The organism is Roseivirga misakiensis, assembly GCF_001747105.1.
Classification (GTDB): domain Bacteria; phylum Bacteroidota; class Bacteroidia; order Cytophagales; family Cyclobacteriaceae; genus Roseivirga; species Roseivirga misakiensis.
This window is the reverse complement of sequence record NZ_MDGQ01000004.1, coordinates 323703-348146: the sequence shown is the minus strand read 5'-3', so window position 1 is coordinate 348146 and position 24444 is coordinate 323703. Positions and strand designations below refer to the sequence as shown.

The following is a 24444-nucleotide window of genomic DNA, read 5'->3' as shown; positions in this document are numbered from 1 at the left end:
GCTAGAATAGTCGCGCCATGGACTTTCCTTACTTTGGGTAAATGCTTTGTTGGAGGATTATTGTTGAGGAGTGTTTTTAACAACCAGCCTTCGGCCCTCTTTTATTCTAGTCAATCGATATACTTTTTCGCCTAACTGACCGATCGGCATGAAGCTATTCAATTCTTCGGAAGTCCGTGAAATACGCATCTGGTTATTGTTTTCAAGTTGGCCTAGAATACTGAATTTATCTCCACTGGTGGTGGTATAAGAAATTAGGATTTGATCTTTGTAACGAACGACGTTATTTGATTTTACATTTTTGCCCCAAGCCTTGATATCCACGGAGTTCCCATTTAAGGCTAGGTCAAGAATGACGTCAAGTTCTGAAGGATTCTCACCAGATAATACCCACATACCTTCAAGGTTAGCTATACCATCTTTGAAGTACAATGGTTCATCATTTTTCGACGAAGCGCAGCTATTCATTAGGGCGAGCGCTATCAAAGCAGCAAGTAGTTTAATTCTCCTCATGTCAGTTCGATTTCTTCAAATCTGGTCATCTCTAACCAGACCGTCAAATTCTTTCGACGAATGGAACGTTTTCTTCGTTAAGTGGTAAAAAGTGTATTCAAATTACCCATAACTGTATTCCAATGGCGAAAATGTTGATGTCAGTCAACTGGGGCAAAACTAATATTTTTCTGAAATAGTTCAACGAAATCACGGGATTATCGCTAGTGTTGGTCGTCGGTTTGACAGATGCGTTTGCTACCGTCTGAATCGTTAGCCTAGAACGCCTATGACTTCAAATTTCTCGAAAACTCCTGAGGTATGGGGAGCATCTTTTAGCTCATCAGTAAGGTCTTGTCCGGCCCAATGTTCGTAGTGCTCACCATTACGCCAAAGTTTAGAAGTTGTGACATCGTAAATCTTACCTTGAAACGCGACCCATATTTCTTCTCGATCTTGCCCGTTACGCAGAGCCAATTGGCTTTTGGAATATACCTTAGTCATTGTCTAGGCTTTTCATGTATTCCCTGATTTGATCGTCGGAGCTATAAAAGGCAAAGTCTAGCATTTGTGGTCCGAGGTTGTGTAACACAGCCAACTCATCTGCCTGCTTTTCAAACCTGAGTCTATACTTATCTGAGATAACATATTGCAGTAAAGTAAAGAGGGTGCCGAAGTATTTTCTTTGTTCGTATTGGATAAAATGAGCCATTTCATGGCCCAAAGCTGCGACTTGCTTATTGAGGCTGAGCCGCTCCATGAAAGAGTTTTCCTGTATAAGAATCTTGTAAACTTTTTTTCGTCGAGGTTTTATGAAATTGAAAACACCAAAACTAGCCTCTACAGGTGCTCCTCTCATGTTTTTAATGATCACCTTTACTTTTCTGTCTTGTAATTCGGGGTAGTGAGAAAGCGCGAGTAAAGTGGCTAACTCCATGCCTTTCTTGTTTTTAAACGACACGTTTTTACCGAGTGCCGTACGAAGCGAATCTAATTTTGGTGCCCAATCTTCCGCCAAATACTCCTTTGGAAAATTTGATTGCCCATGGATTATACCAATACCTAGAAAAAAGAAAAAAAGAAGGTATATGTACCTACTTGGTGACATAGTATGTATGATCTCTTAAAAGCGTATAGAGAAACTTAACGGTCGGCAAGTCACTCTGGATATTGTATTTCTCCTTAATCTTGCGCTCGATTAGCGTTATTGGCTTTTGGTTAGCGTCATTTTTAAAAGCTCTTAGGGCATCTTTAATCAATCTTACCTCAGCATCATTGATGTTAGCGGCCTCGAAAATTTGTGGTTCATAGGCTTCATCCACTTTGTCCATCAAAACTTTATTCTGAAGGTTAGTGGAGGTAATTTTTTTGATTTTAACCACTGTAGTTCCTGCAAGTAGATCGCCAACACGCTGACCTCTTTTAGTTAAGATAATAAAGACAACACCGAGACCTACTATTAAAAAGTCAATTACTTCTAAAAGCCAGCGAAGGAAATAGGCCGCAAAAGAGGGCGTACTTCCGTCTAGTTTTACCACTTTAATTCTCAAAGCTACCTTTCCAGCAGTTTGACCATTAAAAAAGACCTCCGCAACGAGCCGGTAGAGATAGGCCGCCACGACTAAAGTTAAATTCACGGCTAAGCCTCCAAGTCCGAGCAGACGACTGATGAAATTGAATAGCAAAAAGAAGCCCAACATGATACACAGATCAATAGCAAATGCCAGCAATCGATCTGCAATTCCAGCAATCGGATACTCGAGCTGAATGTTTTGTGTTGTTTGAATGCTAACAGCTTGCATATGAACTATTATTACCTAATTTTTGGAAGAAATACGAATCTAATATGAGGGAGTCGGCCTTCGTGAAGGCAAATATAAGTAAATGGGAAGAGTTTGAAAGCTTGATCGGCACGAAGGCGAAGAAGGATCCTGACGAACTCGCCGATCTATTTGTGCAGCTCACAGATGATCTCTCCTACGCAAAAACGCATTACCCTCAATCAGAGATTACAGTCTACCTGAATAATCTATCGACTAAAGTCCACCAATATATTTATCGTAATAGAAAGGAACGCCGAAACCGTTTTGTCGAATTCTGGAAATTAGAACTACCGAAGATTTTCTGGGTACATCGAAAGGAGTTTCTTTACTCGCTGATTTTCTTTTTAGCTGCTTGCCTGATCGGTGCATTCTCCGCTGCGAATGATGATGCTTTTGTGCGGTTGATCTTAGGTGATGAATACGTAAATATGACCCTGAGTAATATAGAAAGAGGTGTACCGCTAGGTGTCTATGGTAAAATGGCTCAAGCCGATATGTTCGTTTTCATCACTTTTAATAATGTGAGGGTTTCATTTATAGCATTTGCTATGGGCGTGGTAGCCTCCATAGGAACGGTATTTATGTTGTTTCAAAATGGTGTGATGCTGGGCTCATTTCAATATTTCTTTTACTCTAAAGGCCTTTTAGTTACTTCATTGTTGACCATCTGGATACACGGGACCATAGAAATTATATCGATTGTTGTAGCTGGCGGTGCAGGATTAATTATGGGTAATTCCATGCTTTTTCCAGGTACTTACACCCGAATGGAATCGCTCAGAAGGGGAGCCTTAACAGGTGCCAAAGTGGTTTTGGGCTTGGTGCCCATGTTTATATTAGCAGGCTTTCTAGAGTCCTATGTGACTAGGCTTTTTGATATGCCTGACTTTTTGAAAGCCATAATCATATTTGGCTCGCTGGCCTTCATGATTTATTACATTATATTATATCCTAGAAAACTGTATAAAGATGTCTTATAGTCAACAGCTGGAATATTTTAAAAAGCGCCAATTTGGTGAGAAGGTAAATGCCACCTTCGTTTTTATTCGCGAAAATGCCTGGCCATTCTTAAAGGTTCAGCTCATGATCGCTGGCCCGATACTCTTATTGATATCCATTCTCTTAGGGAATATGATGGGAGATTTAAATTTCGACCTTGAGTCGGGTTTTACAGCCAATAACATAATCGATTTACTAGAAGTATATGGCCTGACGATACTTTCTACTATGGTGACGACCACGGTTATTCCTACAGTGACTTATGGGTATATGGTAGCCTACCAAGACAATCCACCAAAAGATATTACGGTGGCCGCTGTGACTAGAAATTTTGCTGGTAGGTTTTTCAATATACTTGGCTTCAATTTCTTGACATACATTGTTGTCATAATTGCTTCATTCTTCTTAATCCTTCCAGGAATTTATGTGGGTATTGCCCTGACTTTGGGCGCTTCAATTATAGTGTTCGAATCCAGTAATCCTATTGATGCTTTCAGTAGATCTTTCAAATTGGTCTCGGGCAAATGGTGGAGTACTTTTGGGCTTCTCATAGTGATGGGTATCATAGGCTATATTATCAATTTGTTTTTTGGCCTGCCAAGAGCGATTGTTATGGGTATCGATGCATTTACGGCCTTTCAAGAAGATGGTGATGTTAATGGGCTAGAGCTCATTTCTGATACAAGCCGAACGCTCAATATTCTCTTTTCGCTGCTAGAAACCTTTGGTGCTATTTTATTATACGCATTGGTCTACATAGCCATGGCTTTTCAATACTTCAATCTTGTGGAAAGAAAAGAGTCAAGAGGATTGGTAGCCAAAATAGAGCAGATGGATAACGAGGCGGCAGAGGAAGATTCGGATGAGGATTATTAATGGCCTGATTCTATTATTCTTTTTCAGTTGCTCAGCACTCGCTCAGGGCTTAAATACGGCTGAACCTGTCATTGAAATCCGTGAATTCAATGAGCAGAAATTAGCTGATTATAGAGCTAACAGTGATTTTCAATATGAACTTGTAAAACCCGAACCGCCGAATGCTTTTGAGCGCTTAGTGGCAAGAGTACAAGATTGGTTTTGGCGTGTGCTAAATTCTGGTACTACAGGCACCATCATAGAAATACTTTGGAAAGGAGGTTTAGTTTTCGCCTTTGTTTACTTCATCATTAAAATCTTTGGAGTAGAAGTTTCGACTTTATTTAAACCCAGTAAGCCAAACAAGTTGGACTATGAGGTCAATGAAGAACAATTAGACGCCATAAACTTTGAGGAGGAGATCGCGAAAGCTTTAACGCAAAAACAGTGGCGCTTTGCCATCAGGCTTACTTATCTAAATGCCCTTAAACGCATGGCAGATGCTGGTTTGTTAAAAGTGAAAAAGGGTAAAACAAACAGAGATTATCTATACGAGCTTTCAGGCAGCGACGCCGAAAATGATTTTGAAAGATTAAGTTTCATTTTTGACTATACATGGTATGGCCATTTTGAGGCCGACGATAGTATTGCGGCACAAGCACAAGAGCATTTTGCCAATATTGTAGATATAAAAGGGAAGGGCAAATGAAAGATAGAAAGTATGTCGTAGCCCTAATAGCCTTAGTCATAGTCTATGTGTTTCTTGAAATGCGAAAGGGAGAATCATTAGACTGGACAGCTTCTTTCCATAATAGACACTCCATTCCTTTTGGAACAATGGCTACACATGATCTGATGAAAGACATGTTATCCGATTCGGCAGTAGAATCATCTTACGAAACCGTTTATGAGATCGCTACAGAAGGCGAAGAAAGAAATTTGCTCATTCTGGCCGAACGTATCGCCTTTTCTGACGATGAGCTAGAAAAACTCTTAGACTATGTAAACAGAGGCAAAACAGTGATTATTGGGGGCAAAGAGTTTCTGGGAGGCCTAAGAGATTCGCTTGAATTTACCCCGTTAGTCACCGATCCATTGCTCACCTATGACCTAGAAGCTATTCAAGAAAACCTTGCTGGTGAATCGAAACAGCTCATTACAACAGACTTGGGAGGGGTAGCCAAAAGCTATTCATTTTCTAGTGTGGCGACCACATCAGCGATTTTGTCCTATAATGAGGACAATTTCAATGTGTTAGCGAAGAATGAGGCCGAGCAGCCTGTTTTATTAGAATACAAGGGCTCAAAGGGTAGACTAATTCTAACTACCATGCCTTTAGCCCTAACGAATTACTTTGTACTTAATGAAGAAACGACATCTTTTGCCTCTTCAGTACTTAGTCTCTTTCCAGAAGACGAGCCGGTGCTCCATGTAGAATATTATCAGTTAGGTAGACTGGAATCACAGACGCCATTAAGAGTTGTTTTAGCCAATAGATCACTCCGATGGGGCATGTTTATTTTGCTTTTTACTTTGTTGATATTCATCTTTTTTGAGTCGAAAAGAAGACAACGTATCATCCCACTGATCGATCCGATGAAGAACCTTTCAGTGGAGTTTGTGGAAACGCTAGGTCGGTTGTACTACAGGCAAAAAGATCACCGAAAATTAGCCACAAAGCGAGTAACCTATTGGAAAGACTTTGTAAGAAGAAAATACAACCTAAGAACAGATAACCTGAGTAACCAGTTTACCGAGGACTTGGCTAAAAAGTCTGGATTAGATATAAAAGAAATAGAATTACTATTAGTGTCAATCAACCATGTGGAGGCAGGGAATGAGATAAGTTTAGAAGAGTTGATGCTGATGGAAAAACAACTAAATGCATTTTACGGAATAGAATAATATGGAAAATCAGGAATCTTTTGAAAACAGGGTAGACCTAACCAATCTGAAAGCGGGTGTTGCTCAGATTAGAGAGCAGATTGGTAAAGTTATAGTAGGGCAGAAGCAAATGGTCGATTTGATCATTACTGCGGTTTTGGCCGATGGCCATATTCTACTTGAAGGTGTGCCCGGAGTTGCTAAGACTTTAGTGGCCAAGTTAGTGGCTAGAAGCATGGATGTTGACTTTTCCAGAGTGCAGTTTACCCCTGATTTAATGCCTTCTGATGTGTTGGGTACAAGCGTTTTCAATATGAAAACAACAGAATTCGACTTCAAGAAGGGGCCAATTTTTTCAAATCTAGTCCTCATAGATGAAATCAACAGGGCGCCTGCGAAAACGCAGGCAGCACTTTTCGAAGTTATGGAAGAAAGACAGGTAACTGTTGATGGAAATACCTATCAAATGGAGAGTCCATATTTGGTACTCGCTACGCAAAACCCTGTGGAACAAGAAGGTACCTACCGATTGCCTGAGGCACAGCTTGATCGTTTCCTTTTCAAAATTGAGATAGGTTATCCTGATGTAAGCGATGAAAAAGAGATTTTACTAAGAGCTGCCAACAGAAAAGGTGATCAGGTAGAAGAAGTATCTCCTGTAATAAAGGCCAAGGATATCGCAGCGTATAAAGAAACTTTAAAGGAGATCATCATCGATGAAAAACTGTTGGGCTACATCGCTGAAATTGTGGGCAATACCCGCCAAGATCAGTCGATTTATTTAGGGGCGTCGCCAAGGGCATCACTTGCGTTACTCAATGGTTCTCGAGCGTTTGCGGCTATTCAAGGCCGTGATTTTGTTACACCAGAAGACATACAGTTTTTGGCTACCCATGTGCTCAAACATAGAATAATTCTTACACCAGAAAAGGAAATGGAAGGGATATCTGCCGAGGAGGTAATCCAACAGTTAGTGGCTAAAACCGAGGTGCCTCGTTAATGAATTTTTACCGGTCTATATATCTTACCAACAGGTTCTTTTACGCAGCAGGATTCATCATATTTCTGTTTGTGGTAGGCTTTGCCTTCCCATTCGTCACCGTCATTGCCGAAGGTCTATTTTACTTGGCAATTGCGTGCATTTTGATCGATGTTTTGCTTCTGTATAGGACAAAAGATGGTATACAAATAGAGCGGCTCTGTACGGAGAAATTTTCGAATGGAGATGATAACCCCATCCGACTTATTATAGAAAATCTGTACCCGATTACCCTAGACCTAGAAGTGATTGATGAATTACCAGAGCAACTACAAGTTAGGGATCAGGTATTTGAATTATCCTTGACTTCGGGCGAAGTAAAGGAAATCCATTATAAAATAAGGCCTACGAAACGAGGTGAATATGCCTTTGGTGTGGTGAATGTCTTTATATCCACTTTTCTCAGTATTGTCCGAAGACGTTATCAATTGGGCGATGAGAAAAATGTAGCAGTTTATCCTTCATTTATTCAAATGAGGAAGTATGAGCTACTGGCCATTTCAAATCAACTCCAGTCATTTGGGGTGAAAAAGATTCGAAGAATCGGGAATAACATGGAATTTGAGCAAATCAAAAACTATGTTTCTGGTGATGATTACCGTAAGGTAAACTGGAAGGCAACTGCTCGAAAAAACCAGCTGATGGTTAATCAGTATCAAGACGAAAGGTCTCAACAAGTTTACTCTGTAATCGATAAAGGTAGAGTGATGAAAATGCCATTTGAAAGCTTGAGTTTGCTAGACTACGCGATTAATTCAAGCCTTGTGATTTCTAACATCGCCCTAAAAAAGGGTGACAAGGCGGGGATCATTACATTTCAGCATAAGGTAAATTCACTGCTGCCGGCTTCTGCCAGAAATATGCAGTTGAACTTGATTTTGGAGCATCTTTACAAGCAGAAAACAGGATATAAAGAGACCGACTATTCTAAGCTTTACATCACCCTAAAAAGAAAAGTTACTCAGCGTTCTTTGATCCTGTTGTATACCAATTTTGAGTCGGTTTCGGCTTTGAAAAGACAGCTTCCTTTTCTAAGAAAGATTAGGCAACAACACCTATTAGTTTGTATTTTTTTCCAAAATACAGAGGTTGATAAATTAATCGATTCCCCTGCAAACGATATTGAGGAAGTATATACCAAGGGAATTGCCGAACAACTATCCTTTGAAAAGAAACTAATTGTGAAGGAGTTGAAAGCCCATGGTATCCACTCTATACTTACGCCCCCTAAAGAACTGAGCGTGAATACAATCAATAAGTATTTAGAGCTAAAATCAAGGGGCTTGATATGAGAAAGTTCAAGCCAATGCTTATGGGGATTGCCATAGTCATTACGCTGGTAATCCTGTGGAACGCATTTTCACAGCCCGGATTGGACGATTTTAATTCAACATTCAAGGAAATTCACCTTAGCCGAAATGAAAACAATACCGGGCCTGTAGATCGTGTCTACATTGTTACAACAAGTGATACTCTTTTTAGTGAGATGGAATTATATGGTAAACTCATGCCATACAGCAAGCAAGGGACTACTAAAGTCTACTTCTTTCATGAGAACAATCCTTTCCCAAAAGCAGGTAAAAGAGGCCGTGTTAATTTCGATGAGAGATTCGAGGAATACTGTCTCGCCAGATACTTTAAAAATAGTTATGGTGCCGTGAGCTTTTCGGTGTTCCCTTTCCAGCCTTAGGCGTTAAATAATTAATCACTGAAAAAAATCTGTTGCTAATCCTGCCAAAGTAGGGTAAACCTATTTTCATGCGTATCATTAATGCAATCGCAATAGTTTAGGTTAGTAAGAAATTAAGATCAGTTTTTATTTTAATGACCCAGTAGGAGCCCTTGGTTTGGATGGAACTGAGGGCTTTTCATTTGTGCTTAGATCAATTTACCCTGTGCTTTGATCCATCTTTCAGGGAAGTCTCCATGAGTAGCACCTACATAATCTTTATAGCTACATGGAATGTAGGCTCGGTCCAAGAAATTGTCACCATAGTTCACAAGCATCCACCATTTTTCTGACAACTTACTTTTATAAAAAGTCATCGTGTCGTCCGTGCCTTCAAAGCTGACGGTATACTTTATATAATGCTCAGAATTGAACTGGCCAGTATCTTTTCGGTTGTAGTAACCATCAATGAAATACCAAACCATAGTAGCCAGTACAGATGCCGTTTTTAGGGCATCATCATCCAATGATGGGTGGTAGCCATGAAAGCCGATGGAAGTCATTTTTTCGTTGATTCCAGCATACCAGGTTAACTGACAAGCCTCTTCTCCGGAAAGGCCAAATGGTTGCGCAGAAGGGTTTCCTGGAGCGTCAGAAGATCGGATAGCTGAGATATCAAAAGTGAGCATATCGGCCATTCTGATTAGCGGTTCAGACTGTTTTATGTCGTACCGAAGTTCACCAAGTCTTAGTGACTCAAAATACAATTTGTCCAAAGCCTTTAATTGATTCGAATCGATCAAATACGACTGATGAGCAAGGTGGCTGTAACTAAATAGATAATTGGGCTGATGGGTAAGAAGATCGTTCAGAAATTTATTTGAAGGCTCGCCTTCAGGCTCCATATCTAAAAATGCATCTACATTTAATACGGAAATAAGCTTTTTAGTCTGCTCGTAGCCTTGGTATTGGCCAAGGGCTAAATCTTGATTTCCACCGATTAAAATAGGGATAACACGCTGGGTCATCAGAAATTCGCATACCTCGCGAATTCTCGCTTGTGTATCTTCAGGGCTATCACCTAGTTGAAGGTTACCAAGGTCAGCCATCCGGTAAGAAGCGTGACTTCGTTTCAAGTGGAATAGTTTTCCCCTTACCATATCAGCATCACCTCTGGTATTTATTCCAACTAATGCCAAGTTCATTTGACTAATATCAAAGTCTTCACTTTGTAGCTGTTTAAAGCTGTGACCAATGGCATTGGTCGGTCCGTCAAATTCGAAAGTGGGTGCTGTAAAGAAAAGTTTGAGGTTCATCTGGGAGGCGTAAATTCTTTAACTAAAGATAGAACAATTCTGAAGGCTAGAAAAACTTCACGCTTCTGACTTAGTCTGTTTATGGGCATAAAAAAAGCCCCTCCAACATGGAGAGGCTTCGGTAGTATTTAATGGTTTTTTATCCTCCGAAATCGTCAAATGCGACATTCTCATCTGGTATACCCCAGTCGTCACACATTTTCAATACGGCTGCGTTCATCATTGGAGGTCCACAGAAGTAGAATTCGATTTCTTCAGGAGCTTCGTGCTTACTTAAGTACTGGTCGATCACTGCTTGGTGAACGAAACCTAAGAAACCGTCTCCTTCAGTATCGTCAATATCTTTTTTCTCAACCCAATTATCTTCAGGAACAGGCTCAGAAAGTACTAGATGGAATTTGAAATTCGGGAATTCTCTTTCGATTTTTCTAAAGTCCTCTAAGTAGAATAGCTCTCGTTTCGAACGTCCACCATACCAGTAAGTCACTTTTCTACCAGTTTTTAGCGTGTGGAATAAGTGGAAAAGGTGTGATCTCATCGGCGCCATTCCTGCACCACCACCAATGTATAGCATTTCAGCTTCTGTCGGCTTGATGAAGAATTCACCGTAAGGACCTGAGATTGTTACTTTATCACCTGGTTTTCTAGTAAATACATATGAAGAACAAATACCTGGATTAACATCCATCCACTTATTGTTCGCTCTGTCCCAAGGTGGAGTTGCAATACGAATATTCAGCATTACAATATTACCTTCTGCAGGGTGATTGGCCATTGAGTATGCTCGGAAGATTTCCTCCTTGTTGACCATTTTCAGATCCCAAAGACCGAATTTATCCCAATCTTCTTTGAATTTATCATCTCCAGCAGGATCGTCTGGGAAAGGTCTGATGTCCATGTCTTTAAACTCACAAACAACAGGCGGTACATCTACCTGGATATATCCACCAGCTTCAAAGTCCAGTGTTTCTCCTTCTGGTAGTTTTACCACAAATTCTTTAATGAAAGATGCAACGTTGTAGTTAGAAACAACTTCACATTCCCACTTCTTAATACCGAAGATTTCTTCTGGGATGTGGATACGCATATCTTGCTTCACTTTCACTTGACAAGAAAGTCTAACACCTTCTTTTTGCTCAGCTCTGCTTAAGTGACCAACCTCAGTAGGCAGTACGTCTCCGCCACCCTCGTTGATTGTACACTTACACATGGCACAAGTACCACCGCCACCACAGGCAGACGGTAAGAATATTTTTTGACCTGAAAGCGTATTCAGGAGTGTTGAACCTGCTGCTGCCACAATGGGATTGGACTCGTCTCCGTTTACAACGATTTTAACATCGCCTGATTGGACTAATTTTGACTGTGCGTAAAGTAAAATTAGTACCAACAATAGGATAACTACTGAGAAGGCTACTATTGAAGTAATTATGATAGATGACATCTATTAATCGATTTTAAATCAACAATTTGAATCTAAACTGACCCTTTCCGTCAGGGCTACAAATATATTCACTAAAAGGTTAAATCTGTAGGCGAAATTGAAAAAAGATAAGCAGCCAAAATCAAGGCTAAACCGTAATTTTTTCCAATAACACCTGACCCTTTTTTAAGTCTTCAATTTCAGTGTTTAGAGAGGCTACACAGAGATTCCCTAACTGTAACTGTCGACTATTCTCGCACAGAACAACATTGTTATTTGGATTGTTTAGCCATTTTTTCTCTAATAACCTCGAAATACAAATATTGCCCACAACATAGCTGTGATCGAAACTAAAATATTTGTCATGAATGCTCTCGAAATCAGATAAGTCTATCTCTTGTGGCGAATTAAAACTGACGTATACTTTCAGTAATGACTCATTGCTAAAAGGTAACTGGCCCAAGTTGTAAAACTTCTTATACTCGTATTTGTAATCATAACTCAAAGCAGAGATATCGGAAAGCACAGCCGCGCCAGTTGGTAAACTTCCCGCTCCTTTCCCTATAAAAAGCTGCTCGTCGCAAAAGTCTCCTGTCAGCGAAACCGCATTGAACTCGTTGTCAATGGACGACAAACTATCATTATGACCAATAAACTGCGGAGCAACAAAGGCAAAAACCTTATCGTCAATACGTCGAGCTTGTGCGATTAACTTCACTTTAAAGCCTTTCTCTCTCGCATATTCCAAATCGGTATTTTTAAGATGATCAATACCCAAATTGACAATGCTTTCGGGTTTTACGTAGATTCCGAAAGCGTGAGTTAATAGTATACTTAACTTATATTTTGCGTCGAAGCCTTTCACGTCAAGTGTAGGGTCAGATTCTGCAAACCCCAAGGATTGCGCCTGACGCAATGCCTCATCGTAGTCTAAATTTTCATTGAAGACTTTGGTGAGAATATAGTTCGTCGATCCATTAAAAATGCCTTTTACTTCATCAAGAGGTTCATGACCAAAATATTCTTCTAAAGTTCTTATTATAGGTATGCTGCCACAAACTGCACCCTCATAGAGAATCGCTTTACCCGTTTCATTCTGTAGTTTCACTAAGAATTCAAGGTTTTCTGCCACCATTTTCTTGTTGGCGGTCACCACAGATTTACCATTTTTGAGTGACGAGGTTACTATTTCAAGGGCAGCGTTAGCATCATCGATCAATTCCACTATTACATCGATTTCGGGATCTCGAATAATTTCTTCTTTATCAATCGTGAAGAGTCTTCTAGGCAGACTTCGAGACTTTTCGGCATTTTTGATACAGATTTTCTTTATTTCACCGGCAAAATTCTTGGAGTTATTAAGGGTTTCGTAAAGTCCTTGACCTACACACCCGAAACCAAACAATCCTATGTTGATCTTTTTCATTTGTGCTTGTTTAAAAAGTTTTTGAGTAGTGCACTGATCGCTTTGGCTTCTACTAGAAAGCCATCATGTCCATATGCTGAGTTTATAAAGTGTAATTCTGATTGGTTTATGCCATCTGCTAAAACAGATTGCTCTGCTTTCGAAAAGAGTAAGTCTTCTTCTATTCCGATAATGAGCGCTTTAGCTTGCACCCGACTTAAGGCTTCTGCTATGGACTTATACTTTTTACTGATATCATGAAAGTCCATGGCTTGACTTAATGTATAATAGGTTCTTGCATCAAACCTGTTTCTAAGTTTCTCTCCTTGGTATCGCTGATAGCTTTCTGCCTCACTGATCTCATCAAAAGTTGCCTGCTGAGCCTGCGTTTTGTTAAAGGCCGTATCAGTTCTATAAGATGTCATCGCCATTGCGCGAGCAGCCTCCAAGCCTTTCCATCCACCTTTTGGAGAACTCGAGAAAAAGGAAGGATCGGCTTCAATTGCCATGCGCTGGGCTGATCTAATCGCTACACCCCATGGCGAACTTTTTGCCGACGAGGCAATCAGAGCGATATGTTTGAAAACGTCAGGTGATTCTACAGCCCATTCAATCACCTGTTGGCCACCCATAGACCCTCCAATGCCAAGGAAAATCTCATCGATGCCAAGATGATTCATTAAAAGCCCATGCGCCTTAACCATATCTTTAATGGTGAGCGTAGGAAATGACCTCAAATATCGCTCGCCAGTTTCAGGGTTAAAGTTTTTGGGGCCTGTGCTTCCATAGCACGATCCAAGTACGTTGGCACAAACAATAAAATGTTCATCTGGATTGATGAGGTTAGTAGATCCAATTAATCCTGGCCACCATTGCATTGGGTTTGCGTTTGCAGTGAGTGCATGGCAAACCCAAACCACGTTGTCTTTTTTAGCATTCAACCGTCCGAAAGTATGGTAGGCAATAATTGCCTCTTGTAGCTGCGTGCCACTTTCGAGCGTAAAGTCACTTGGGACTTTGAAGTATTTTAGCGAGGGGTTATCGATGGATTGTGATTCAACCGACCCCGTCTTTATAGCTGTAGACATTGTCAATTTACTTTAAGTAGGAAAGAGAAAAAGTGTAATCAGAGAATTGATCCAATAATTGAAGCCGGAATACAAATAATGCATTCGACAGCGCTTTTTATTAGATGAAGACTTTTAAAGAGGTGCGATTGCTCGCCTGAAATTAGATGTTGCATAAATACCAATTTATATTCTCCCGAATGTCACTCGACATCCTTTGGGATCAGGATTTAGCACCTTTCTCTAATATTAGAGGTGGTTGCTAGCGCTTCAAAGAGCCTGTCTCTCCACGCTTCTGTATAAATCGATTCATTTCGAAGCCCTGATTGGGCAGAATTGAATGACTTGCACTGCAAACCTAGCAGCACTTATTGATGATTCAAAAAAAGAAGTTGAAAAATTTAAATCTACTTCAACATTCGAAGTAGTGTAGTCAGTTTATTCTTTAAATCTCTTCTGTCTACGATAAAGTCTAAGAATCCATGGTCTAGCACGAATTCAGAGCTTTGAAATCCTTTAGGAAGATCCTTTCCGACCGTATCTCTGATAATTCTAGGACCAGCAAATCCGATCAATGCACCAGGTTCCGCAATGTTAAAGTCACCAAGCATTGCATAAGAAGCGGTCACTCCACCTGTGGTCGGGTCGGTAAGTAATGAAATATAAGGAATGCCTTGTTCTCCTAGTAGAGCAAGTTTAGCCGAGGTTTTAGCCATCTGCATTAAAGAGTAACCAGCTTCCATCATTCTAGCGCCACCTGATTTAGAAATCATCAAGAATGGTGTCTTAGTTTTGATGGCATGATCGATGGCGCGGGCAATTTTTTCTCCGACGACAGATCCCATTGAACCACCGATAAAGGCAAAATCCATACAAGAGACTACCAAATCTTCGCCATTCATTTTGCCATAAGCAGAGCGGACAGCGTCAGTTAAGCTAGATTTCTCCTGCCCAGCTTTGATTCTTTTTGGGTAGGGCTTGCTATCGACAAATTTTAGCGGGTCACCAGAACTCAGGTTTTCATCCAATTCAGTGAAAGAGTTCTGATCGAAAAGGATTTCGAAATATTCTTTAGAGCCAATTCGAACGTGAAAACCATCTTCTGGACTGACATAAGCGTTGTTTTTTAGCTCACGCGTATGAACAATTGTACCAGACGGTGTTTTGAACCACAGACCATCAGGAGCGTCTTTCTTCTGATCTGTTGGTGTTGTGATACCCTTAACTTTTCGCTGAAACCAAGACATAGTTTATGTTATCGTCCAAAATTTTTTAGAGAAAGGCAAAAATAGCCTAAAACTAGTGAGCCGCCAAAAAGAAAAGGCAAATCAGGAATGTTAGAAAAACTATACAAAAGACTTGGGCATGAATGATATTGTCTTTTCCTTTGTGACGGAATGAACGTTCATTCCGCACTAAAATGATCGATAAAAAGACAGTTGATAAGCGAAGTGTCATCCTTGAATCGACCTTAAAATTGCTCACTGAGCATGGTTTTCATGGTACACCTATCTCTATGATCGCACAGCATGCAGGTGTTGGCGCGGGAACTATTTATCGGTATTTCGAAAACAAGGAACAGTTGATCAATGAGCTATTTACCGCAATAAAAAGGCGAGTAATTAAGGCGATGCTGGAAGATTATCGGGAAGAGGGGAGCTTTCAGGAAAGGTTTAAACACCTCTGGCGCAATCTGATCAACTACTGTATTGGTAACCCTGAGGAATTTCATTTTGTGGAGCAGTATAGATACGCTCCTTTTGTGAGTAATGTAACTCGCGAAGAGACTTTTATCATTTTGGCACCCATCATGTCCTTTTTTATTGAGTCTAAAAGAGCTGGCGCAATGAAGGATTTACCCCTCTATACGATTGTTTCCTTGTTATATGGTCCAATAGTGTCTTTGTCTAAACTCCATATTGACCACAATCAATCTTTAACTGAAGAGCGTATCGATCAGGCGGCTGAGGCTTGTTGGGATGCCGTTCGTAAACATGAATAGTGAGTATGTCTAGTGTTGTAATTAATGGCGTCGGTAGTTGTATCCCCGAACGGGTAGTACCCAATTCGGAGTTCTTAAATGCTGAATTCTATCAAGAAAACGGAGAACCTTTTCCAGATGAGAATGAAGTGATCATAAGGAAATTCGAAAAGATTACTGGCATCAAAGAAAGGCGTTATGCTTTACCGGGCCAAAAAGCATCAGATTTGGGTGCCATTGCTGCCAAGCATGCGCTTGAAAACAGTAGTATAGATGGCAATGATCTCGATTACATCATCTTTGCGCACAATTTTGGTGATATGCGAAAGGATAATAACCGAATCGATATGATGCCGAGTTTGGCTGCTCGCGTAAAAGGTCAACTTGAAATTTCTAATCCGTCTACTTCTTGTTATGACATAATTTTTGGCTGCCCTGGGTGGGTTCAAGGTGCTATTCAGGCCACACAAATGATTAGGTGTGGTGATGCGAAGCATGTTATGGTGATTGGAGGAGAAACTTTGAGTCAAACTGTTGATCCGCATGATCGAGATTCAATGATTTTCGCTGATGGGGCTGGGGCTACTATATTTTCGGCATCCGAAAGCGAGAAGGGTGGCTATATTTCACAGTGTTCTAGGACTGATGCCTCTGAAGAACTTTGCTATTTAGCGATGGGACCTTCTTATAATGCTTCTTTAAATGATCATGGTGGGAGTTACATCAAAATGAAGGGTCGGAAAATTTACGAGTATGCATTGACTAATGTGGCTGATGCTATTAAATGTGCTATTGAAAAGGCTAATCTTGACCTAAAGGATATCAGTAAAATATTGATCCATCAGGCAAATGAGAAAATGGATGAAGCCATTTTGCATAAGCTATTTAAGTTATATGGCGTAATGGGAGACTCTAAACAACTCATGCCAATGACTATTCAGCGTTTAGGCAATAGTTCGGTAGCAACTATACCGACTATGCTAGACTTGATTCTTCGTGGTGAGCTAGATGATCACGCATTAGCCTCTGGAGATCATGTGATTTTTGCCTCTGTAGGTGCTGGTATGCATATCAATGCTATGGTTTACCAAATGCCTTAAGACTTTACGTATGAAATAAAAAGAGGGCCAATCCACTGGATTGGCCCTCTTTTTTTGATTTTTATCTTTCTATAAACTAGCTAAAGCAGCATCGTAATTTGGTTCTTGACCTATCTCAGGTACTTGCTCAGTGTAGATAACAGACCCTTCTGTGTTGATGACCACAATACATCTGGAATGTAAACCAGCAAATGCACCATCTGTAATTTCAAGGCCATAATCTTTTCCAAATTTGCCCGAGTTAAAATCAGAAAGCATCACAACATTTTCAATGCCTTCTGCACCACAAAATCTGCTTTGGGCGAAAGGTAAATCTCGAGAAATACATAAAACGCTCGTATTATTTAGATTCGCTGCAGTTTTATTGAAGTTTCTCACAGATGTAGCGCAAACGCCAGTATCAACACTTGGAAATATATTGAGTACTAGGTTCTGGCCTTGAAAATCTGAAAGTGTTTTAGCAGATAAGTCTACCGCCGTCAATTGAAAGTCTATTGCTGAATCTCCAATGTTAGGCAAGTTGCCATTGGTATTGGTTGGTGCTCCACCAAGTGTTATTTGTGCCATTTTAAAGGTTTTTTAAGATGATTATTCGTTGTTTGAATGATGTTTGAAGCAGCGTTTTAAGGAATATTATCTAGTCCGTTAATCTACTTCTTCATAATCAACATAATCTCCCCCTTTAAAGTTATCGGAAGACTTAGGATTTTTTTTCGAAGGTGCATACTCAACATTCACATTGCCACCACTGGGTCTACTCTTTCTTTGATCGTAATGACTGTTTCTTTGCTGTTCTTGTACTTGTCTATAAATCTTACCTATGAATGATTGAGAAATCAATCTAAAGATGAAAAGTAAGACAATTACAAATGTGATAACCTTGAAAATCATTTCTCTATCTACTCAGATATAAGTTTCGTTTGGAATAAATATCTAGGAAATGATCATCCATTAAGTCTTCTATAAAATAGATAGCCTCTCCGGTTGACTTCATTTCAGGCCCTAATTCCTTATTCACATTAGGGAATTTATGGAAAGAGAAAACTGGTTCTTTAATCGCGTAACCTCTTTTAACTGGTTTGAAATCAAAGTCTTTTAGCGTCTTTTCTCCCAACATCACCTTGGTGGCATAATTCACATAAGGTTCCTGATATGCTTTTCCTATGAATGGAACGGTTCTAGAGGCTCTTGGGTTGGCTTCAATGATATAAACTTGATCATCTTTCACCGCAAACTGAATATTGATGAGTCCTTTAGTCTTTAAGGCCAATGCAATTTTCTTAGTGTGCGCTTCTATTTGCCTGATCACAATATCGCCCAAACTGTAAGGAGGTAGTAGAGCATATGAATCACCTGAGTGAATTCCCGCTGGCTCTACATGTTCCATGATTCCGATGATGTAGACATTCTCTCCGTCACAAATCGCATCAGCCTCTGCTTCTTTTGCTCCTTCTAGGAAGTGATCTAACAAGACTCTATTTCCTGGAATATCTTTAAGGATATTCACAACATGTTCTTCCAGTTCTTGCTCGTTGATCACGATTTTCATGCCTTGCCCACCCAAAACATATGATGGCCTTACTAATAGTGGGAAGCCAATTTCTTTAGAAAGCTCAAGTGCATCGTCAGCATCTTCGATCACACCAAATTTTGGGTATGGGATGTCATTTTCTGCTAATAGCGTTGAAAAACGACCTCTGTCTTCTGCTAAATCTAGTGCTTCGTAGCTAGTTCCTATAATATTGATTCCGTACCTGTCTAATTTTTCGGCAAGTTTAAGCGCAGTTTGGCCACCAAGCTGTACAATTACGCCTTCAGGCTTTTCATGCAGAATGATGTCGTAGATATGTTCCCAGAAAACTGGCTCAAAGTATAGTTTATCAGCTGTATCGAAATCTGTCGAAACGGTTTCTGGGTTACAGTTGATCATGATTGTTTCATAACCACACTCTTTCGCGGCATACAAACCATGTACACAACAGTAATCAAATTCAATCCCTTGGCCAATTCTGTTTGGACCAGAACCTAAAACAATAATCTTTTTCTTGTCTGTGGCAATGGACTCATTTTCCTCGTCAAAGCTAGAGTAATAGTAAGGAGTTTGTGCCTCGAATTCCGCTGCACAAGTATCCACTAGTTTGTAGACCCTTTTAATGCCCAGGTCATGCCTTTTGTTGAAAACCTTACTCTCTACGCAGTCAAGAAGGTGTGCAATTTGCCGATCGGCATAGCCTTTTTCTTTGGCAATTCTGAGTAGTTTCTCTGGAAGTGTATCCAGCGTATGTTTTTGTATTTCCTTCTCAACGGTTATCAGCTCCTCAATTTGTTGTAGGAACCACTTGTCGATTCGTGTCTTCTTTTGGATAGTTTTGAATGGAATACCCAGTTTAAAAGCATCGTATATGTGGAATAGTCTGTTCCAACTTGGGTTTTCTAAACTATGTAGCAGTTTTGCCTGATCTTTCAGCTCTTTGCCATCGGCACCAAGACCATTTCGATTGATTTCTAGTGATTGACAGGCTTTCTGTAAGGCTTCTTGGAAATTTCGGCCGATACCCATGGCTTCTCCCACAGATTTCATTTGTAAACCGAGTTTTCGTTCCGAACCTTTGAACTTGTCGAAGTTCCAACGAGGAATTTTGACGATCACGTAATCCAAAGCTGGCTCAAAGAATGCCGAAGTTGTCCCTGTGATTTGATTATTAAGCTCGTCTAGATTGTAGCCGATCGCTAATTTGGCTGCCACTTTTGCAATAGGATACCCAGTTGCTTTAGAGGCTAATGCGGACGATCGCGAAACACGGGGGTTAATTTCAATTCCGATAATTTCGTCTGTATCAGGGCTCACAGAGAATTGAACGTTACAACCACCTGCAAACTGACCTATGGCATTCATCATAGTGATGGCCATATCTCGCATTTTTTGGTAAGTCGTATCAGGGAGTGTCATAGCGGGTGCCACGGTGATAGAATCTCCTGTGTGAACGCCCATTGGATCGAAGTTCTCGATTGAACAGATGATAATTACATTCCCGATATTATCCCTTAACAGCTCTAACTCGTATTCTTTCCAGCCCAGAATACTTTGTTCTAGTAGTACTTCGTGAATTGGCGAGGCATTTAAACCTCTAGTTAACAATTCATCGAATTCGTCTTTTGAATTAACAAAGCCACCACCGTAGCCTCCCAAGGTAAAGGAAGGTCTAATTACGAGTGGGAAACCAATTTCTTGCGCAATTTCTTTTCCTTTTAAGAATGAAGTTGCTGTAGATCCTTTACAGACACCGACACCAATTTCTTTCATTTTGAGTCGAAATTTCTCTCGATCCTCGGTGGTCTCGATTGCTTTAATATCAACACCAATGATTTTCACATTGTACTTTGTCCAGATGCCAGCAGCGTCACAATCAATTGCCAAATTCAATGCAGTTTGTCCTCCCATGGTCGGTAGGACCGCATCAATTTGATGTTTCTCTAGAATTTCAATGATTGACCTCTTAGTAAGTGGCTTCAGGTAAATATTATCGGCCATGACAGGGTCTGTCATGATAGTTGCAGGGTTTGAATTGATCAAAGTAACTTCAATACCTTCTTCCATAAGGGAACGAGAGGCTTGAGAGCCAGAGTAATCAAATTCACATGCTTGTCCGATGATGATGGGGCCACTACCTATGATGAGAATGGACTTAATGCTGTTGTCTTTTGGCATAGTAATTTAAGGGCTGTTCGGGTTGACTTAGGTACAAATTGGCACAAAGTTATAGCGTTTAACTAATAATCAAAATCTCAAATTCATTATTGAATAAACATCGCTTTTATTCTTCATTTTGAGTGACAATCAAGCTGATGGAAAAGGAAAATTCGTTATTTTGCTTTTTGATTGACTTTAGAAATTTTTGAGACTATGAGAAACGTTAACGGAATAAAAAGCACATTGGCTCTACTAGTAATGGTACTATTTGTAGTGGGTTGTGCTGCATCAAATACAGCCTCGACCGGGACAACTGCTAAGAATTCTAAAAAGGAGAAACCTTATGATCCAACCGGTACTTGGGAGTATACTGTTGAAACGCCTGACGGCGCTAATGGCGGTAAATTCATCATTGCAGGTAACCCGGGTGCTTATTCTGCTTCTTTAGAGACAGATCAGTTTGGCACCTTAGAACTACAAAATCTAGATGTACAAGGTACTGCAATGACTGGAGATATTGAAGTAATGGGAAATACGGCAAGTATTGAATGTGATTTTGATGGTGATACGATGAGTGGGGCGATTTATTTCGGTGAAGACTCATTTCCGCTAGAAGGAAAAAGGGTAAGCAAATAACCTTAGTCCTAGTAAAAAAGAAAGGCTAACCATTTTGGTTAGCCTTTCTTTTTTTGTCTATAGATATTTTAAACATTCAGGGCTCTATTGTCCGTAGCGGCTAGACAAGCTTCTTTAAAAGCTTCTGTATAGGTTGGGTGCGCGTGTGACATCCTGGCGATATCTTCAGCGGAAGCTCTAAATTCCATGGCTACAACTGCTTCGGCAATCATATCGGCCGTTCTGGCGCCAATCATATGTACACCTAATATCTCATCAGTTTCCTTATCTGCCAGCACTTTTACCAAACCATCAATATCCATCGATGCTCTAGCACGTCCAAGAGCTCTATATGGGAACGAGCCTGATTTGTAAGCTCTTCCACTCTCTTTTAGTTGCTCTTCAGTTTGTCCGACTGCGGCAACTTCTGGCCAAGTATAAACCACACCTGGAATTAAGTTGTAATTGATATGAGGTTTCTCCCCGTTGATAACTTCTGCTACAAAGACACCCTCTTCTTCGGCTTTGTGTGCCAGCATTGCGCCTTTTACAACATCACCGATGGCGTAGATATTATCAGTTGACGTTTTCAAATGTTCGTCTACTTCAATTCTGCCTCGGTCGTCCATTTTAACTCCTGCGTTTTCCAAGCCAAGTCCTTCTGTGTAAGGTTTACGACCAATTGACACAAGGCAATAATCACCTTTAATGTCGACAATCTCTCCTTTTTTGTTTTCGGCTTTAATGGTGACAGTTTTAGCCGTTCCTTTTACTTCTACCACTTTGTGGCCGAGGTAAAATTGAAATCCTAGCTTTTTCAATGCCTTTTTCAATTCCTTACCCATGGTTTTGTCCATAGAAGGAATAATATCGTCCATAAATTCTACTACCGATACTTGAGCCCCAAGTCTGGCATATACTGATCCTAATTCCATACCGATAACCCCACCACCTATGACGATCATATGTTTTGGTATTTCCTTTAATACTAAGGCTTCAGTAGATGTAATAATTCGCTTCTTATCGATTTCAATAAATGGGAGCGATGCTGGTTTCGAACCAGTGGCAATAATGGTTTTGTCTGTTTCAATTTTGGTTTCCTTACCATCACCATCGGTCACCTTGATATTATTTTTATCGATGAAAGAGCCTAACCCATGAAAAACGTCGATTTTATTCTTCTTCATCAAGAAGTCAACGCCACCAGTTACTTGATTCACAACTTGTGTTTTGCGTTCGATCATCTGCTTGAAGTCGACTTTTAGGTCACTCAATTCTATTCCATGATCTTTGAATGTGTGTGTTGCGTTGTGATAGTGTTCGGAGGAATCGAGCAATGCCTTTGATGGAATACAACCCACATTTAAACAAGTACCGCCTAGTGTATTATACTTTTCAATAATGGCGGTTTTCATGCCCAACTGCGCGCAACGAACTGCAGCGATATAGCCACCTGGCCCAGAACCAATTACTGTTACATCGTATTTCATGATTTTCTTTTTTAGTATGTGTTACAGTTTAAGCTTCTCAATTATATGCCCAATAACAATCGTGTAGGATCTTCCAGTAGTTCTTTTACTCGAACTAAGAAGCTAACTGATTCTCGTCCATCAACAATCCTGTGATCGTAAGAAAGCGCGACATACATAATTGGCAAAATCTTCACTTCGCCATTTACAGCCATTGGGCGCTCCACAATATTGTGCATTCCCAAAATTGCGGATTGCGGTGCATTGATGATTGGGGTTGACAGCATTGAGCCGAAGATTCCTCCATTGGTAACTGTAAAGGTTCCTCCTGTCATTTCATCAATTGTCAGTTTCCCGTCACGTGCTTTAGTCGCTAAACGAATAATTTCTTTTTCAATCTGATCGAAAGACATAGATTCTGCATTTCTAATCACAGGAACCATGAGTCCTTTTGGTGCAGAAACTGCTATGGATACATCGACAAAATCATTGTATACAATTTCATTTCCTTCAATACGAGCATTTACCGCTGGCCATTCTTGAGCAGCTACAGTAACAGCTTTTGTGAAGAATGACATGAAACCGAGTCCAACTTCGTATTTCTCTTTGAATTTTTCTTTATACTGTTTTCTGATATCCATGATAGGCTTCATGTTCACCTCATTGAATGTGGTGAGCATAGCGGTCTCATTTTTAACAGATACCAATCTTTTTGAAACTGTTTTTCTTAGAGAGGTCATGCGCTCTCTTCTTTCATTTCTACTTCCTGGTGCTGCTATAGCTTCTGCGGTTTCTTCTTGTTTCGCTGGAGCTGCGGCTGGTTTTGGTGCCGTTACTTGTGCTTTTTCGGCATCTTCCTTAGTAATGCGTCCATCTTTTCCAGTGCCCTTAACATTAGCTGGGTCTATCCCTTTTTCAGCCAATATTTTAGCGGCTGCAGGTGATGCATGCCCTGTGGCGTAGGTTTCGTTTTCCGAAGTCGAAGAAGTGCTACTACTCGTATCAGTGGTCGCTGGGGCAGGTGTGCTCTCTGCTGTAGGAGCGCCGCCTTCCATTACCTCGATTTTACAAATAAGAGCACCAATTTCTATGGTGTCATCTTCTTGTGCGACTATTCTTAAGATTCCGTTAGCTTCTGCTGGTAACTCAAAAGTCGCTTTATCAGAGTCGACTTCTGCTATCACCTCATCTAGTTCTACAAAGTCACCATCGGCTTTCAACCAACTTGAAATAGTAACTTCTGTTATTGACTCTCCCACGGTAGGAACAATCATTTCCTTGATTTCACCGGTTGATTTAGGTCCTTCCGAAGCTGGTTTATCAGATGAAGCTGCCTCAGGAGCAGGGGATGATTCAGTTTTTGTTTCTCCGGCTGAATCCGTATCGATCGTACAGATGAGTTCATCTATTTCGAGTGTGTCACCTTCCTGAGCTACAATGTGTAGCTTACCTGCGGCTTCCGCATTTAATTCAAAGGTGGCTTTGTCAGATTCAAGCTCACAGATGACTTCGTCCATTTCGACTTGATCACCTTCTTGCTTGAACCACTGTGCTATGGTTACTTCTGTGATGGATTCACCAACTGCTGGGACTTTAATTTCCAAACTCATTTCTCT

General features: G+C 40.4%; 24 protein-coding genes and 1 riboswitch. Of the genes, 10 read left to right on the top strand and 14 right to left on the bottom strand.

Annotation, left to right across the window (positions count from 1 at the left end; translation table 11 throughout):
* Positions 1–57 precede the first annotated feature (57 nt).
* The 4 genes from BFP71_RS07550 to BFP71_RS07535 all read right to left on the bottom strand — a co-directional run bounded on the left by BFP71_RS07550 (position 58) and on the right by BFP71_RS07535 (position 2294).
* Positions 58–513 (bottom strand): hypothetical protein, encoded by a 456-nt coding sequence (locus BFP71_RS07550; protein ID WP_069834876.1) that lies wholly within the window; start codon positions 511–513, stop codon positions 58–60.
* 252 nt (positions 514–765) lie between these two features.
* A complete protein-coding gene (locus tag BFP71_RS07545) occupies positions 766–996 on the bottom strand; it encodes a cytochrome b5 domain-containing protein (protein WP_069834875.1) in 231 nt (76 codons plus the stop codon).
* Complete coding sequence (locus BFP71_RS07540) at positions 989–1600, bottom strand: hypothetical protein (RefSeq protein ID WP_069834874.1); 612 nt, start codon at positions 1598–1600, stop codon at positions 989–991. Before BFP71_RS07540 ends, BFP71_RS07545 begins: the two co-directional genes overlap by 8 nt.
* Entirely contained in the window at positions 1587–2294 is a 708-nt protein-coding gene (locus BFP71_RS07535; protein WP_069834873.1) for an RDD family protein, read from the bottom strand. The genes BFP71_RS07540 and BFP71_RS07535 overlap by 14 nt, the downstream gene beginning before the upstream one ends.
* A 44-nt stretch (positions 2295–2338) precedes the next feature.
* Between BFP71_RS07535 and BFP71_RS07530 the strand changes: the two genes are divergently transcribed.
* Genes BFP71_RS07530 through BFP71_RS07500 form a run of 7 tightly spaced genes read left to right on the top strand, consistent with a single transcriptional unit; the run spans position 2339 to position 8782 of the window.
* Positions 2339–3295, top strand: coding sequence for a stage II sporulation protein M (locus BFP71_RS07530; protein WP_069834872.1), 957 nt, complete (start codon positions 2339–2341; stop codon positions 3293–3295).
* On the top strand, positions 3285–4190 hold the full coding sequence (locus BFP71_RS07525; protein ID WP_069834871.1) for a hypothetical protein: 906 nt from the start codon (positions 3285–3287) through the stop codon (positions 4188–4190). Before BFP71_RS07530 ends, BFP71_RS07525 begins: the two co-directional genes overlap by 11 nt.
* Positions 4177–4878: a DUF4129 domain-containing protein gene (locus BFP71_RS07520; RefSeq protein WP_069834870.1), complete on the top strand. Its 702-nt coding sequence runs from the start codon at positions 4177–4179 to the stop codon at positions 4876–4878. The genes BFP71_RS07525 and BFP71_RS07520 overlap by 14 nt, the downstream gene beginning before the upstream one ends.
* Positions 4875–6074, top strand: a complete 1200-nt coding sequence (locus tag BFP71_RS07515; protein ID WP_069834869.1) for a DUF4350 domain-containing protein — start codon at positions 4875–4877, stop codon at positions 6072–6074. The genes BFP71_RS07520 and BFP71_RS07515 overlap by 4 nt, the downstream gene beginning before the upstream one ends.
* Before the next feature lies 1 nt (position 6075).
* Positions 6076–7053: an AAA family ATPase gene (locus tag BFP71_RS07510; protein ID WP_069834868.1), complete on the top strand. Its 978-nt coding sequence runs from the start codon at positions 6076–6078 to the stop codon at positions 7051–7053.
* On the top strand, positions 7053–8384 hold the full coding sequence (locus BFP71_RS07505; RefSeq protein WP_069834867.1) for a DUF58 domain-containing protein: 1332 nt from the start codon (positions 7053–7055) through the stop codon (positions 8382–8384). Before BFP71_RS07510 ends, BFP71_RS07505 begins: the two co-directional genes overlap by 1 nt.
* Complete coding sequence (locus BFP71_RS07500) at positions 8381–8782, top strand: hypothetical protein (RefSeq protein WP_069834866.1); 402 nt, start codon at positions 8381–8383, stop codon at positions 8780–8782. Before BFP71_RS07505 ends, BFP71_RS07500 begins: the two co-directional genes overlap by 4 nt.
* A gap of 188 nt (positions 8783–8970) precedes the next feature.
* On the opposite strand, the gene BFP71_RS07495 is transcribed toward BFP71_RS07500, so the two are convergent.
* The 5 genes from BFP71_RS07495 to accD all read right to left on the bottom strand — a co-directional run bounded on the left by BFP71_RS07495 (position 8971) and on the right by accD (position 15219).
* A complete protein-coding gene (locus BFP71_RS07495) occupies positions 8971–10077 on the bottom strand; it encodes a formimidoylglutamase (protein WP_069834865.1) in 1107 nt (368 codons plus the stop codon).
* 139 nt (positions 10078–10216) lie between these two features.
* Positions 10217–11521, bottom strand: a complete 1305-nt coding sequence (gene nqrF / locus BFP71_RS07490; RefSeq protein ID WP_069834864.1) for an NADH:ubiquinone reductase (Na(+)-transporting) subunit F — start codon at positions 11519–11521, stop codon at positions 10217–10219.
* A gap of 127 nt (positions 11522–11648) precedes the next feature.
* Positions 11649–12926: a homoserine dehydrogenase gene (locus BFP71_RS07485; protein WP_069834863.1), complete on the bottom strand. Its 1278-nt coding sequence runs from the start codon at positions 12924–12926 to the stop codon at positions 11649–11651.
* Positions 12923–13993, bottom strand: a complete 1071-nt coding sequence (gene metX, locus BFP71_RS07480) for a homoserine O-acetyltransferase MetX (RefSeq protein WP_088124931.1) — start codon at positions 13991–13993, stop codon at positions 12923–12925. Before metX ends, BFP71_RS07485 begins: the two co-directional genes overlap by 4 nt.
* 162 nt (positions 13994–14155) lie before the next feature.
* Positions 14156–14278: riboswitch (SAM riboswitch) on the bottom strand.
* 101 nt (positions 14279–14379) lie between these two features.
* Positions 14380–15219 (bottom strand): acetyl-CoA carboxylase, carboxyltransferase subunit beta, encoded by an 840-nt coding sequence (gene accD, locus BFP71_RS07475; RefSeq protein ID WP_069834862.1) that lies wholly within the window; start codon positions 15217–15219, stop codon positions 14380–14382.
* A 173-nt stretch (positions 15220–15392) separates the two neighbouring features.
* On the opposite strand from accD, the gene BFP71_RS07470 reads away from it, so the two are divergent.
* Positions 15393–15974 (top strand): TetR/AcrR family transcriptional regulator, encoded by a 582-nt coding sequence (locus tag BFP71_RS07470; RefSeq protein WP_069834861.1) that lies wholly within the window; start codon positions 15393–15395, stop codon positions 15972–15974.
* A 5-nt stretch (positions 15975–15979) separates the two neighbouring features.
* Positions 15980–17053, top strand: a complete 1074-nt coding sequence (locus BFP71_RS07465; RefSeq protein ID WP_069834860.1) for a 3-oxoacyl-ACP synthase III family protein — start codon at positions 15980–15982, stop codon at positions 17051–17053.
* A 69-nt stretch (positions 17054–17122) separates the two neighbouring features.
* Here BFP71_RS07465 and tpx read toward each other — a convergent pair whose 3' ends face one another.
* The 3 genes from tpx to carB form a co-directional block, all read right to left on the bottom strand.
* Complete coding sequence (tpx, locus tag BFP71_RS07460; protein ID WP_069834859.1) at positions 17123–17620, bottom strand: thiol peroxidase; 498 nt, start codon at positions 17618–17620, stop codon at positions 17123–17125.
* A gap of 78 nt (positions 17621–17698) precedes the next feature.
* Positions 17699–17944 carry a hypothetical protein gene (locus tag BFP71_RS07455; protein ID WP_069834858.1) on the bottom strand — a complete coding sequence of 82 codons (246 nt, stop codon included), beginning with the start codon at positions 17942–17944 and terminating at the stop codon, positions 17699–17701.
* Positions 17945–17948: 4 nt separating this feature from the next.
* Positions 17949–20762: a carbamoyl-phosphate synthase large subunit gene (gene carB, locus BFP71_RS07450; RefSeq protein ID WP_069834857.1), complete on the bottom strand. Its 2814-nt coding sequence runs from the start codon at positions 20760–20762 to the stop codon at positions 17949–17951.
* A gap of 195 nt (positions 20763–20957) precedes the next feature.
* Here carB and BFP71_RS07445 point away from each other — a divergent pair, with 195 nt between their 5' ends.
* Positions 20958–21380: a hypothetical protein gene (locus BFP71_RS07445; RefSeq protein WP_069834856.1), complete on the top strand. Its 423-nt coding sequence runs from the start codon at positions 20958–20960 to the stop codon at positions 21378–21380.
* 68 nt (positions 21381–21448) lie between these two features.
* Here the strand turns inward: BFP71_RS07445 and lpdA are convergent, their stop codons facing one another.
* Positions 21449–22849, bottom strand: a complete 1401-nt coding sequence (lpdA, locus tag BFP71_RS07440; RefSeq protein ID WP_069834855.1) for a dihydrolipoyl dehydrogenase — start codon at positions 22847–22849, stop codon at positions 21449–21451.
* A gap of 41 nt (positions 22850–22890) precedes the next feature.
* A complete protein-coding gene (gene odhB, locus BFP71_RS07435) occupies positions 22891–24438 on the bottom strand; it encodes a 2-oxoglutarate dehydrogenase complex dihydrolipoyllysine-residue succinyltransferase (RefSeq protein ID WP_069834854.1) in 1548 nt (515 codons plus the stop codon).
* Positions 24439–24444: the final 6 nt, after the last annotated feature.